Source organism: Serratia sp. szju (assembly GCF_044594185.1).
GTDB lineage: Bacteria > Pseudomonadota > Gammaproteobacteria > Enterobacterales > Enterobacteriaceae > Serratia > Serratia bockelmannii.
The window spans coordinates 4,277,999-4,291,285 of sequence record NZ_CP172576.1 but is presented as its reverse complement, the minus strand read 5'-3'; the positions used below and the strand labels follow the sequence as shown (position 1 = coordinate 4,291,285).

Here is a 13,287-nt window from a genome sequence, read left to right as displayed (position 1 = left end):
AGGTGCCGCCATGGCAGCGCCTTGTTGCTATTTTGCGCCCGGCGTCAGCCGCTGAGCAATCCGCTCCAGTACTAACATCAGCAACAGCGTGGCCGCCACCAGGATCATGGTCAGCGTCGCGCCGTTGGCGATGCTGCCGCGATCGGTCAGGCTAAAAATGGTGACCGGCAGCGTCGCCCAACTCGGCGGGTAGATCATCATGGTCGCGCCCAGCTCCCCCATCGACAGCGACAGGCTGAGCGCGAAGGCGGAGATCATATAGGGGGCGATCATCGGCAGGGTGACGTGGCGCAGGCGAAACAGCGGCGACGCGCCCAGGCTGGCGGCGACGTTCTCGTAGTCGCCAGGTAGCCGGGTCAACCCGGCCATCACGTTGCCGAAGGTAAAGGCGGAAATCAGCACGAAGTGAGCGGCGGGCACGATCAGGAAGGTGCCGTTCATCTGCAGCGGCCCCTGGCTGAACGCCACCAGCATCCCCAAACCGATAGAGACCGAAGGCACCGCGCTGGGAATGAAAAACAGCGTGCCCAGCAGCTGTCGGCCGCGTTCAGGCACGTGGCGCAGCGCCAACGCCGCCCAGGTACCGCACAGCAGCGCGAACAGGCTGGCGCTGAAACCGATAGCCAGGCTGGCGACCAGCGCGTCCCAGGAGGCGCCGCTGAACGCTTGGCGGAAGTGGTTGAGGGTGAAACCGCTCGGCAGCACGCCGTTCCACTGCTCACTGAGGCTGGACATCAGGATCACCGCCAGCGGCAGGCAGAAGAACAGGGCGAACAGCGTGATCGTCAACGTGCAGGTCAGGGTGCGTCCGGTGCGGGACCAAATCAACATTGTCAGTTCCTCAGCCCGGCGCGCGCCGCGGCGTAGCGGTAAAGGGAGAACAGCCCGAGCGACAGCGCGATATTCACGACGGCGATCGTGCAGGCGACGGCGTAATCCGACTCCAGAATCGCTTTGGAGTAGACCATCATCGGCAGCGTGGTGACGCCCTTGGCGCCGATAAACAGCACGATGCCGAACTCATTGGTGGTCAACAACAGGCACAGGCTGCCGCCGGCCAGCAAGGCCGGCAGCGCGGCCGGCAAAATCACCTGGCGCACCACGCGCCCCGGCCGGGCGCCGAGGATGCTGGCGGCCTCGAGCTGGCTGCGATCGATCTGCGACAATGCCGCCATCAGCGGGCGCATCACCAGCGGCGTAAACACGGTGATTTCCGCCAGGATCACCCCCCAGATGGAGTAAAGAAAGTCTACCGGCGGCAGGGTGAAACCGAAGGTCGCCATCAGCGTGCCGTTCAGCAGGCCGGCGGAGCCGTAGATAAAGGTGAAGGCCAGCGTGATCAGGAAGGTCGGCATGGCGATAAAGGTATCGATCACCCGGGCGATCGGTCGGCTGCCGGGGAACGGCGTGAACACCAGCAGCAGCGACAGCAGGGTGCCGAGCACCAGGCAGCCCAGCGTCGCCAGCAGCGCAATCTGCAGCGTGTTGATCAGGGCGCCGACAAAGCGTCGGGATTCGAACACCTGCTGCAGCGCGTCGGCGCTGAATAGCCCCTGATCGTCGGTAAATGCCTGTTTGACGATCAGCGCCAACGGGTAGAAAAACAGCGTCGCCAGCACCAGCAGCGGCAGCAGGATCCACAGGCGGCGCGGGAAACGCAGCCGCAGGGCCGGGCGAATAAGCGTAGAGTCGATCATGTCAGTCCTCGATCAGTACCGCATCGTCGGGGGCGAAATAGAGCGGCACGCGTTCGCCGATCTGCGGCATCCGGCTGCGATGGGTGGTGACCACGCGCAGAGGATGGCCTTGAACGTCGAACTGCAGGTGCGTCAGTTCCCCCTGCCAGTGAATATCGCGCAGCGTGCCGATGAGGCTGTTGCTGCGCTGGGCGTCGGCATCGAGCGCAATATGCTGCGGCCGGATGCACAGCAGCTTGTCGAAGCCGCGTTGTGCGCCGTAGGTGAAACAGCCGATCACTTTGCCGGCGCAGCTGACGGTGGTCATGCCTTGCCCGGTAGTGGTCTCCAGCGCGGTGGCCGGCAGCAGGTTGGCGCGGCCGAGGAACTCGGCGGCGAAGCGGTTCGTGGGATGATGGTAAAGCGCGCGGGTCTCGCCGTGGGCGATCAGGTGGCCGTCGCGCATGATGCCGATCTTGTCCGCCAGCGTCAGCGCTTCGCCCTGATCGTGGGTGACGTACAGGATGGTCAGCTCTGGGAGCTCGCGGTGCAGGCGGGCGATCTCTTCCACCATGCTGTGGCGAATTTGCGCGTCCAACGCCGACAGCGGCTCATCCAGTAACAGCACTTTGGGGCGCACCGCGATGGCGCGAGCGATTGCCACCCGCTGCTGCTGGCCGCCGGAAAGCTGGCTGGGATAGCGCTTGGCGTAGGCGGACATGCCGACGATGGCCAGCGCTTCTTCGACGCGCTCGGCGGTGAGGCCGCGCGGCTTGCCTTGCGCGCGCAGGCCGAACGCCACATTGTCTTCGACGCGCATATGCGGAAACAGCGCGTAGTTCTGTACCACCATGCCCAGGCCGCGCTCATAAGGCGGCACGTCGGTGACATCGACGTCACCGATGGCAATACGCCCGGCGGACGGCTGCACGAATCCGGCAATGGCCCGCAGCACGGTGGTTTTGCCCGAGCCTGAGGGGCCGATCAGCGCCAGCACTTCGCCGGGGGCGATGGTGAGCGTCAGGGGTTTCAGCACCTCGGTGCCGCGATACGACACGCTGACGCGGTCGAGCTGAATGCCCGACGGCCCGGCGATGTCCTGGCTGCGATCCCGCGCCTCGGCGCGGGAAGAGAGGGTAGAAGGCATCGTCAGCGTCATTCGGTCACCTGGTGCCAGCGGGAGATATCGGCGGACAGGCTGCTCACCACCTGATTCCAGTCCGGCGCCCAGATGTCCACGCCTTTCAGCGCCGCCTGCGACTGCTTGAAGTTATCGTCGGTCGGGGTGACGTCCTTACGCACCGGCATACCGTAGGAAATGGCGCTGACGCTGCTCTGCGCTTCTTTGCTCAGCAGGAAGTCGATCAGTTTTTTGCCGTTGGCGCTTTGCGGCGCGCCTTGCACCAGGCCGACATAGTAAGGCAGCACCAGCGTGCTGCGCTTGCCGTCCGGCCCGGCCGGCCAGAACACCTTCACGTTCGGGTTGCTGCGCATCTGCGCCAGGTTCATCTGCAGATCGCCGTTGGCCACCAGCAGCTCCCCTTTATTGACCAGCGCGGTCAGCTTGCCGGTGGAGGCCGAAGGGCCGACGTTGTTGCTTTGCAGCTTGCCGAGGTAGTCGAAACCGGCGTCTTTGCTGCCGAAGCTGTGGAACGCCTGCAGCATCACCGCGGTGCCGTCACCCGCCTGGCCCGGCGTGGAGTACTGCAGCTTGTTGCGGAACTGCGCGTCCAGCAGCTGTTGGTAGCTGGCGGGCGCCTGCGGCAGCAGTTTGGCGTTATAGATGAAGCTCAGGTAGTTGTTCACCAGCGGCACGAACTGCGGCTGGGCGTTGGCGATCTGCGCCGCATCCTGCGGGATGAAGTCCTGCAGCAGTTTTTCCGCGGCGGCGCGCTGGATGAACGGTGGCAGCGTCACCAGCACGTCGGCCTGCGGGTTGCTGCGCTCTTTCGACAGCCGCTCGACGATGGCGCCGGAACCGCCTTCGACGTACTGCACCTTGACCCCGGTTGCCTGAGTGAAGGCGTCAAACTGGGTTTGATACCAGCTGTGTTCGCCGTCGTGCAGGCCATCGGCGGAGTAGACGGTCACCACCGCATCGGCGGCCCAGGCCGGCGCGGAGCCGAGTACGATGGCGGTCATCACGACCAGACGAGAAAGTTTCATAGCTTCAGCCTCACTGTTGCGGGTTAATGCGAAACTGGTATACACCAGATATGCGGCCAAGCTAATCGGCGAATATGACAAACAAATGAAAGCGGCAAAATATATTTACCGGCAACGGGGATTGGGCGTGGGAGAGAAAAGGGGGCGGCAGGCGCAGCCCCGATATTCAGGAGATTAAAGCGTATCGACCTCGATGCGCAGGCTGTCGTGGCGCCAGTATTCGATATCGAAATCGAGAATGCGGCCGTGCTGATCGTAATTCAAGCGGCGCAGCAATAAGGCGGGCAGGCCGACCATGGCGCCGAGCGCGTTGGCGGCGCGGTAAGGCAGGGCGGTCGGGTAGAACGACAGGTGCATGTTGCTGTAAATCAAATCGTAATGCTGCTGATAAACCTCGGTCAAGCTGCCGTTGAGATCGTGGCGGAGCAGTTCCGGCACCCGCTGCGGCAGGCAGTGGTTCTCGCAATAGCAGATGGCGCGGCCGTCGGCATAGCGCACGCGGCGCAGCAGATACACCTGATCGAACGGCTCGAGCGCCAGCGGCTGCATCACGTCGAGCGGCACCGTGGTTTTTTCGCCGGACAGCAGCGCGGTACGCGGCGTGCGCCCTTGCTCCTGGCAGAGGCGGTGGAAGTTGGTGTTCTGCGTCGGATCCAGCCACAGCCGTTCCGGCGTGACGAACCAGCCGCGGCGATCGGCGCGGTAGATGGCGCCGGTGGCTTCCAGCTGCGCCAGGCTCTCGCGAATGGTAACGCGGGTGGTAGAGAAGATGGCGCACAGCTCGCGCTCCGAAGGCAGCTTGTCGCCCGCCTGCAGCGCGCCGCGGGTGATGCGCGCCTGAAGCTGATCCTTGATCTGCAGGTAATGGGGCATATCGCCCTGATGTTCTTTCATTTCATCTCGCTATGGCATCGGCCCGACATTCCGGCACGCGCTTATTATACATAGCCAGATGAATTTTTTGTTTCACCGCGCTTTGTCGTTTGACCGGGGAAGGAATTTGCCGCCACAATGCCCGCAATCTGGTATAGACCAAATAGGTGAATGACATGTCCGATCGTAACTACCTGCTGTTGACCCCCGGTCCGCTGACCACATCGAAAACGGTGAAAGAGGCGATGCTGTATGACAGCTGCACCTGGGATGAAGATTACAACCTGGGCGTGGTGCAGCGCATCCGCCAACGGTTGGTGGCGCTGGCGACGCCGTCCGCCGGTTACACCGCGGTGCTGCTGCAGGGCAGCGGCAGTTTTGCGGTGGAAGGCGTGTTGGGCACGGTCATCGGCCCGCAGGACAAGCTGCTGATCGTCAACAACGGCGCCTATGGGGCGCGAATGATCGAAATGGCGCGGCTGATGGATATTGACCACCACGCTTTCGACTGCGGCGAGATCAATGAGCCGGACGTGGCGGCGATGGAGGCGGTGCTGAAAAGCGATGCGCGCATCAGCCATATCGCCATGGTGCACTGTGAAACCACCACCGGCATGCTCAACCCGCTGCAGAAGGTCGCCGGTCTGGCGGCGCGCAACGGTAAAACCTTTATCGTTGACGCCATGAGCAGCTTCGGCGGCATTCCGTTGGATGTGGACGCGCTGGGCATCGATTTTCTGATCAGCTCCGCCAACAAATGCATTCAGGGCGTGCCGGGCTTCGCTTTCGTCATCGCCCGCCGCAGCGAGCTGGAGAAATGCGCCGGCCGTTCGCGCTCGCTGTCGCTGGATCTGTATGCCCAGTGGCGCTGTATGGAAGACCAGGCCGGCAAATGGCGCTTTACGTCGCCGACCCACACCGTGCTGGCCTTCGCGCAGGCGCTGAAAGAGCTGGAACACGAGGGCGGTATTGCCGCGCGCCACCACCGCTATCAGACCAATCAGCGTCGGCTGGTGGCGGGCATGCGTGAACTGGGCTTTGAGACCCTGCTGGACGATGCGCTGCACTCGCCGATCATCACCGCGTTCTATTCGCCGAAGGCCGACACTTACCGCTTCGCCGAGTTTTATCAGCGCCTGAAGCAGCAAGGCTTCGTGATTTATCCCGGCAAAGTGTCGCAGAGCGACTGTTTCCGCATCGGCAACATCGGGGAAATTTATCCGCAGGATATCGAACGCTTGCTGGCGGCCGTCGGGCAGGCGATGTACTGGAATCAATAAGGATTGACCATGAAACAGATCAACGCAGTGATCCTCGACTGGGCCGGCACCACGGTGGACTTCGGCTCCTTTGCGCCAACGCAGATTTTTGTCGAGGCGTTCAAGCAAACCTTCGATATCGACATCAGCCTGGCGGAGGCGCGCATTCCGATGGGGCTCGGCAAATGGCAGCACATCGAGGCGCTGGGCAAACTGCCGGCGGTTGACGCGCGCTGGCGGCAGAAGCTGGGCCGCTCGATGAGCCACCAGGATATCGACGCGCTGTATCAGGCGTTTATGCCGCTGCAAATCGCCAAAGTGATCGACTTTGCCGATCCCATCGAGGGCGTGCCGCAGGTGATTGCCGGGCTGCGCGAACAGGGCATCAAAATCGGTTCCTGCTCCGGTTATCCGCGCGCGGTGATGGAGGTGCTGGCGCCGGCCGCCGCGCAGCGCGGCTATGCGCCGGATTATTGGGTCGCCACCGACGATCTTGCGGCCGGCGGCCGACCGGGGCCGTGGATGGCGTTGCAGAACGTCATCGCGCTGGGCATCGATGCGGTGGCGCACTGCGTGAAGGTCGATGACGCGGTGCCGGGCATTGCCGAAGGGCTGAACGCCGGGATGTGGAGCGTCGGGCTGGCGCTGTCCGGCAACGAGTTCGGCGCTACCTGGTCGGAGTACCGTCAAATGGCGGCAGGGGAAATAGAGCAGCGCCGCACGGCGGCCGCCGATAAGCTGTACGCGGCGGGCGCGCATTATGTGATAGACACGCTGGCGCAATTACCGGATGTGATCGCCGATATCAAACGGCGGCTGGCGAACGGCGAGCGGCCGTAACGACCGAACGCGGGGCATAAAAAAACCGGGGATAATCCCCGGTTTTTTCGATCTGAGAGGGCGTTAGCTGTGAGCCAATTCGACTTCGTCTTCGCTGTCCATCACGGCTTTGTCGGTTTGCTTCATCAGCTGGCTGGTGATGGTGCCTGCCGCCATGGAGCCGTTGACGTTTAGCGCGGTACGGCCCATGTCGATCAGTGGTTCGACCGAGATCAGCAGCGCGACCAGCGTCACCGGCAGGCCCATCGCCGGCAGTACGATCAGCGCGGCGAAGGTGGCGCCGCCGCCCACGCCCGCCACACCGGCGGAGCTGATGGTGACGATGCCAACCAGGGTGGCGATCCACACCGGATCCAGCGGGTTGATGCCGACGGTCGGCGCAACCATTACCGCCAGCATCGCCGGGTAGAGACCCGCACAGCCGTTCTGGCCGATGGTGGCGCCGAACGACGCCGAGAAGCTGGCGATGGATTCCGGCACGCCCAGACGACGGGTCTGCGCTTCCACGTTCAATGGAATGCTGGCGGCGCTGGAGCGGCTGGTGAAGGCGAAGGTGATCACCGGCCACACCTTGCGGAAGAACTTCATCGGGTTAACGCCGGTGAAGGCCAGCAGGACAGCGTGCACCACGAACATGATGGCCAGGCCGATGTACGAGGCCACCACGAAGCTGCCGAGCTTGACGATGTCGTGAATGTTGGAACCGGCGACCACTTTGGTCATCAGCGCCAGCACGCCGTACGGCGTCAGCTTCATGACCAGACGCACCAGCTTCATCACCCAGGCCTGCAAGGTGTCGATAGCCACCAGCACGCGCTCGCCTTTCGGCTTGTCGTCTTTCAGCAGCTGCAGCGACGCCACGCCGAGGAAGGTGGCGAAAATCACCACGCTAATGATCGACGTCGGGCTGGCGCCGGTCAGATCGGCGAACGGGTTTTTCGGGATGAACGACAGCACCATCTGCGGCACGGTCAGATCGGCCAGTTTACCCACGTAATTGGTCTGGATCGCCGTCAGGCGCGCGCTTTCCTGCGCGCCCTGCACCAGGCCTTCGGCGGTCAGGCCGAACAGGTTGGTGACCAGCACGCCCACCAGCGCCGAGATCAGCGTGGTGAACAGCAGCGTGCCGATAGTCAGGACGCTGATTTTGCCCAGAGAAGAGGCGTTATGCAGTTTGGCGACCGCGCTCAGGATTGAGGCGAACACCAGCGGCATGACGATCATTTGCAGCAGTTGCACATAGCCGTTGCCGACGATGTTGAACCAGCTGATGGATTCTTTCAGTACCGGGTTGTCGGCGCCGTACACCAGCTGCAGGCCCAGACCGAATACTACGCCGACCACCAGGCCGACCAGCACTTTTTTCGCCAGGCTCCATTGCTTGTGGCGGGTTTGCGCCAGCAGCAAAAGAAGCGCGACAAACACCAGCACGTTAATCACGAGCGGAAGATTCATCCCCAATGTCTCCAATAATCTTTCTTATAAAAACGACTACGCATCACGTATGTCGCGATGTAAATATCGTAACAGTTTGCTGAGTGGCCTACTTATATCCAAATGGAATTTGATATAGCTTTTTGTGTGTTTTTGTTTGTTTTATATACATCAAGATGATGGGTTGGGCGTATTTTTGTGATCAGAGTCTGATATTTCTGATTTGCTCGACATAGGATTGCACCGGCAGGGTGAAATCGCCTTGCCAGCAGATGGCAAACGCCACCAGGCACAGACACAGTACGCGCTCCAGCTGGTTGCCTTTTTGCGAGTTGAGCAGGGGCAGGCGAAAACGCCAGCGGCACGGCCACAGCAGCGGCACGCCGGCGGGCGTGAGCATGTCGGCCAGCAGATGGCTGAAGTAACCGATGATCATGGCGTGCAGCGCGTCGGCCGGGATCGGCCAGCTACGCGGCACGTCCAGCTGAAACAGCGCCATGCCGCCGGCGATCGCCAGCAGGCTGTGGGTGAAACCGCGGTGGCCGAAGGCGCGGGCGATGGGCAGGGCGATCCAGCGCAGGCGCTGGCCCAGTACCGACTTGGGGTGATCGATGTCCGGCAGCAGCGAGGTGAGCAGCGCGGCGGGTATGATGTGCCACCAGTCGCCGGTAGCCAGCTCTGGCGTCACTTCCGCCTTCTTGGCGAAGATCGCGCAAGCGACAGAGAAAATGAGATGTCCTTCCGCGGTCATGCTGTTGCGATTCCGGCTGGTAAACTGTTAATTTATCCAGTATATGGGAAAATTCCCAATAGTGGAAGCAGTTACCCTGTAACCAATTGTTTATTTTTCCCTGTTTTACAACGGCTTGTTACGGTGCTGCGTAACAAATCATCGATTTTGACTGGCGAGAACAAAAAGCGGGCGATGGGCGATGCATGAAGATGAGAAAAAAGACGGTGGCTTGGCGTGTGGCGGGAGGAAGCGGCGGCCTTGAACCGCGCTGCGTGGCAGTGACAACGCGCCGTGGGCCGTCGCTTTCCCTGCCACCCAGCATAATAACAACAGCATGCCGATTCAATAATAATGAAACGATGTTTCGTTTGTTTTGCGGCACGGATCCCTTTTATGGCGCAGAGCGGAAAGCCAGGGCGCCGATGGCCGGCGCCGCAGGTCAGGCAAAGTGGGCGGGAGTGAGCTGTTCCAGGGTCTCCAGCTTGTGGTCCGCCAGCGCCCAGCGCGGATCGTGACGGTATTCGGCCGCCGGGATGACGATGGAACGCATGCGTGCGGCCTTGGTGGCGATCATGCCGTTAAAGGAGTCTTCCAGCGTGATGCAGCGCAGCGGATCGCTGCCCAGGCGCTCGGCGGCGATCAGGTAGACCTCAGGGTGTGGTTTGCTGTACGGCAGGTATTCGGCGGAAACCAGCTGATCGAAGTAACCTTCAAGATCGAACATCTTCAGCACCTGCTGTTGCATGTGCAGCGGCGAGGCGGAGGCGAGGCCAATGTTCAGCCCCTGGCTGCGGCACAGCTCCAGCGCCTGCTGAACGCCCGGCAGCAGCGGGCGCGCCTCGTGCACCAGCTCGATGGCGCGCTCGATAATCCGCGCCGACACCTCATCGAGCGAAACCCCTTGCCACGGCATCGCCTGGTACCACATCTTCACCACCAGATCGATGCGCAACCCCAGCGTGTCCGGCAGCTTGTGACGGTCGGACAGATCCAAACCCAGCGCGCCGAAGATATCCAGCTCGGCCTGCAGCCATAGCGGTTCCGAGTCGATCAACAAGCCGTCCATATCAAAAATTGCGGTTTCAATGCGTTGCGAATAAGCCATTAACGGTTAACTCCTGCCGGCGCGGGTGAATGTGCCCGACACTTTATCATCGCCTGTGACGAGACTAAAACCTTTGCCTGCGCGTTTGGCTTTTGCCAAAACGCAGGATATTCCACGCCTCGCGCAATTTTAGCCACCAGCGCTGATGTTGACGCTCGGTGACCTGTTGCAACATGCGTGCGTAGTCCAGCACCAAACCCGGCGTCCAGGTCATGCTTTCGCCGCGGCTGCGCAGTACCGCCAGCATCCACAGATTGGGATCCAACACCAGCAACAGAAAGCGGCGCCACAGGTGTTTATCGCCCAGCACGCCTTCCAACGCGCTGTCGAGCGCGCCGATGACCGTGGTGGAGCAGTTGCGTCGGGTCAGATTGTAGGTGGCGTCTTGCCGATAACGCAGCCAGAATGCGCGCAGCGCCGCCGGGTTATAGCGGTAGAATTGAATTTTCTTGTCCGGTGGGCACCAGGCGGCGATCTCACCCGGCAGGTCGGGCAGGAAACGCCCGTCGACGTTGTTCTGCTCGCCGGCATGCAACAACTGGCGGAAATCCTGAACGGAATGGCTGATGTCGTTGAGCGGGTAGTGACTGATATACACATCCGGCGCGAGCGCCAGGGCGGCATGACCGGTGGAGATATTGCCGCCGCCGTCGACCGCTGCGATGTATCGGTCGACGATGTAACGCCGGCGCGGATCTTTAGCCGCACCAATCGGTGTCCAGACGTACACCGTGAGTGGCGCAGTCTCATCCTCCGGGTGCGGTGGCTGCCGCGCGGGGTGCTGATTCAGAGAGAAGCTTGTCAGTCTCCGGGCGATACGCAATAAGGCCCAGCCGGAAAGCACCATCATCACGCCGAGGCAAAAGGGCACCGTCATCCGATGCGGCGCCGGCCAGCCGACAAAAATCATCAACGAAAGCAGGATCTCGCCGCCGCCCGCCAGCGCCACGCCTTTCCATCGACTGTGTTGAATCACCGTGGAGGAGGCGATGCGCACGGCGCCGTCAAGCAGCAGCGCGCTGCCAAACACCACGGTGGCGACGATGTTATCGTCTGCGGGCACGTCCAGCATTAAAAAGGCCATAAACACGAAACCCAATCCCTTCAGCAACACCGGCCTGCTGGCCGAAGAGCCGATCACCAGCGCAGCGGATATCGCCACCAGCCCCTCCAGCGCCAGGATGACCGCCAGCGCATCCAGCGCCAGCACCGACCGGCCATCCTGCAGTATGTCGAACAACATCAGCGCCCCTGCGGCTATCCACAGCCAACCGAACAGCACCAGCAGGCGGCGCTGGCCGTGCAGCGCCTGGGCGCCCAGCAATAAGATAATCAGTCGAATCATGGCGGCCTCTGTCCGAATGGATAACGTTACCCCTTCAATGATAGTGTGCCGGCGCCGTTAAGTTTTTGATTTCGACGAATTCGGCTAAGCTTGTAGCACAGAGGGAGTGAAGAAAACGGTGGGCGAGTTTCGCCAACTGCAGGTAGACTTAGCCGATTCGGTTACGTCGCTAACAAGGGGAACACATGACGTATCAACAGGCCGGGCGTCTCGCCATTTTGAAACGCATTCTCGGATGGGTGGTTTTTATCCCGGCGTTGCTGTCGACGCTGATTTCCGTGCTGGGTTTTATCTATCAGCACAGTGAAAAAACCAAGGGCATCAACGCAGTGATGCTGGATTTTGTCCACGTGATGGTGGACATGGTGCGTTTCAACACGCCGTTCCTGAACCTTTTCTGGTACAACTCACCGGTGCCTGACGTGGATAAAAGCCTGTTCAGCGGCGCCAATCTGATGTTCATCATCATCTATATTCTGATCTTCGTCGGGCTGGCGCTGCAGGCCTCCGGCGCGCGCATGTCGCGTCAGGTCAAGTTCATCCGCGAAGGGTTGGAAGACCAGATGATCCTGGAGCAGGCCAAGGGCAGCGAAGGGCACACGCGCCAACAGCTTGAGGAGCGCATTACGCTGCCGCACCATACCATCTTCCTGCAATACTTCCCGCTGTACATCCTGCCTATCGTGATTGCGGTGATCGCCTGGTTCGTGATCCGCCTGTTGGGGCAGTTGGCCGGCGCGGCCTGAACCATGATCGGGGCGCCGCACGGCGCCCCGGTACGTTATGACGCCTCCGGCTGCAGCAGCGTCTCCACCGCGCGTTGGGCAGCCACCAAATGCTGGCCGCCGAACAGATTGCTGCGGTTGAGCAGGTAGTACAGCTGATACAGCGGCTGGCGTTCGATAAATCCGGCCCCCAGCGGCCACACGCTCTGATAGCCGTCGTAGATCTGCGGCGGCAGCTCCGGATACAGCGGTAGCATCGCCAAGTCGCACTCTCGGTCGCCCCAGTAGCTGGCCGGATCGAACAGGATCGGCCCGTTGGCGGTCATCGCGCAGTTGCCCGGCCACAGGTTGCCATGCAGCAGCGAAGGCTGCGGCTGGTGGTGCTGCAAGCGCAGATACACCCGATCGACAATGTCGTCGATGTCGCCGAAGGTCATGCCTTTTTCCGCCGCCAGCTGCAGCTGCCAGCCGATGCGCTGTTCGGCGAAGAATTCCGACCAGCGGCGCTGCCAGGCGTTGGGTTGCGGGGTAGTGGTCAGATCGCTGTCGAAGTCGAGACCGAACTGCGGTTGCTCGCTCCACTGATGCAGGTGCGCCAACTGCTGGCCCAGACAGTAGGCGCCGTGGGCGTCGAGGGGTTTCAACTGCTGATACTCCAGCAGCAGGAAGCTGTAGTCGCGATCGCTGCCGACGCCATACACTTCCGGTACCCGCACGCTTTTGCTGCGCGCCAGCAACGCCAGCTGATCGGCCTCGGCGGTGAATATCGGCAGTTGTTCACGGGCGTCGCATTTCACGAACACCTCGTTGTCACCGTAACTCACGCGCCACGCCGGGTGAATGTCGCCCCCGGGTAGTTCAATCCTTTCGCGTATCTCTGCGCTGCCAAGATGTTCACTTAACAGACGGCTAACGGCTTGCCACATGGTATTTCCCCCTCTGTGCTGCCTGATAATTCATTAGGTTAGCGTCTTTCCCGTGGTGAAAACACGACGCGGCGCACAGCCGGCGTCAAAGGCGGCGATTTTTTCAGCGCCTCGCCAGCTCAAAGTATATACCCTATTGATTAATTTAAGCGCAATACCGATTGCAACTTGATGACAACGAATAAGCCAGCGGAGGAATAGGATG

Annotated in this window: 13 protein-coding genes; 3 read left to right on the top strand and 10 right to left on the bottom strand. The window is 61.5% G+C overall.

Translation table 11 applies throughout. From position 1 onward, the window contains the following. Positions 1-27 precede the first annotated feature (27 nt). The 5 genes from RE418_RS20245 to phnR all read right to left on the bottom strand — a co-directional run bounded on the left by RE418_RS20245 (position 28) and on the right by phnR (position 4,736). Positions 28-831: an ABC transporter permease gene (locus RE418_RS20245; protein WP_025302592.1), complete on the bottom strand. Its 804-nt coding sequence runs from the start codon at positions 829-831 to the stop codon at positions 28-30. 2 nt (positions 832-833) lie between these two features. After that, positions 834-1,697 carry a 2-aminoethylphosphonate ABC transporter permease subunit gene (gene phnU / locus RE418_RS20240; protein ID WP_049205186.1) on the bottom strand — a complete coding sequence of 288 codons (864 nt, stop codon included), beginning with the start codon at positions 1,695-1,697 and terminating at the stop codon, positions 834-836. Position 1,698: 1 nt separating this feature from the next. Next, a complete protein-coding gene (gene phnT / locus RE418_RS20235; RefSeq protein WP_375547451.1) occupies positions 1,699-2,829 on the bottom strand; it encodes a 2-aminoethylphosphonate ABC transport system ATP-binding subunit PhnT in 1,131 nt (376 codons plus the stop codon). Positions 2,830-2,831: 2 nt separating this feature from the next. Beyond that, entirely contained in the window at positions 2,832-3,842 is a 1,011-nt protein-coding gene (locus RE418_RS20230; protein ID WP_145956979.1) for a 2-aminoethylphosphonate ABC transporter substrate-binding protein, read from the bottom strand. Positions 3,843-4,016: 174 nt separating this feature from the next. After that, positions 4,017-4,736: a phosphonate utilization transcriptional regulator PhnR gene (gene phnR / locus RE418_RS20225; RefSeq protein ID WP_033633223.1), complete on the bottom strand. Its 720-nt coding sequence runs from the start codon at positions 4,734-4,736 to the stop codon at positions 4,017-4,019. A 155-nt stretch (positions 4,737-4,891) separates the two neighbouring features. Here phnR and phnW point away from each other — a divergent pair, with 155 nt between their 5' ends. Then, positions 4,892-5,995: a 2-aminoethylphosphonate--pyruvate transaminase gene (gene phnW / locus RE418_RS20220; protein WP_060447254.1), complete on the top strand. Its 1,104-nt coding sequence runs from the start codon at positions 4,892-4,894 to the stop codon at positions 5,993-5,995. A 9-nt stretch (positions 5,996-6,004) separates the two neighbouring features. Then, a complete protein-coding gene (gene phnX, locus RE418_RS20215; RefSeq protein WP_089180826.1) occupies positions 6,005-6,814 on the top strand; it encodes a phosphonoacetaldehyde hydrolase in 810 nt (269 codons plus the stop codon). A gap of 63 nt (positions 6,815-6,877) precedes the next feature. On the opposite strand, the gene RE418_RS20210 is transcribed toward phnX, so the two are convergent. From RE418_RS20210 to RE418_RS20195, 4 genes are all read right to left on the bottom strand, one after another. Next, positions 6,878-8,269: an L-cystine transporter gene (locus RE418_RS20210; RefSeq protein ID WP_043143361.1), complete on the bottom strand. Its 1,392-nt coding sequence runs from the start codon at positions 8,267-8,269 to the stop codon at positions 6,878-6,880. Positions 8,270-8,450: 181 nt separating this feature from the next. Next, positions 8,451-8,999, bottom strand: a complete 549-nt coding sequence (locus RE418_RS20205) for a metal-dependent hydrolase (RefSeq protein ID WP_004931456.1) — start codon at positions 8,997-8,999, stop codon at positions 8,451-8,453. Between the two features lie 421 nt (positions 9,000-9,420). Then, complete coding sequence (gene hxpB / locus RE418_RS20200) at positions 9,421-10,086, bottom strand: hexitol phosphatase HxpB (protein WP_089180828.1); 666 nt, start codon at positions 10,084-10,086, stop codon at positions 9,421-9,423. 64 nt (positions 10,087-10,150) lie between these two features. Further along, complete coding sequence (locus RE418_RS20195; protein ID WP_025302600.1) at positions 10,151-11,431, bottom strand: HdeD family acid-resistance protein; 1,281 nt, start codon at positions 11,429-11,431, stop codon at positions 10,151-10,153. Between the two features lie 185 nt (positions 11,432-11,616). Between RE418_RS20195 and RE418_RS20190 the strand changes: the two genes are divergently transcribed. Beyond that, on the top strand, positions 11,617-12,177 hold the full coding sequence (locus RE418_RS20190) for a YniB family protein (RefSeq protein ID WP_025302601.1): 561 nt from the start codon (positions 11,617-11,619) through the stop codon (positions 12,175-12,177). Between the two features lie 35 nt (positions 12,178-12,212). Here RE418_RS20190 and RE418_RS20185 read toward each other — a convergent pair whose 3' ends face one another. Then, positions 12,213-13,082, bottom strand: a complete 870-nt coding sequence (locus RE418_RS20185) for a fructosamine kinase family protein (protein WP_089180829.1) — start codon at positions 13,080-13,082, stop codon at positions 12,213-12,215. Positions 13,083-13,287 lie beyond the last annotated feature (205 nt).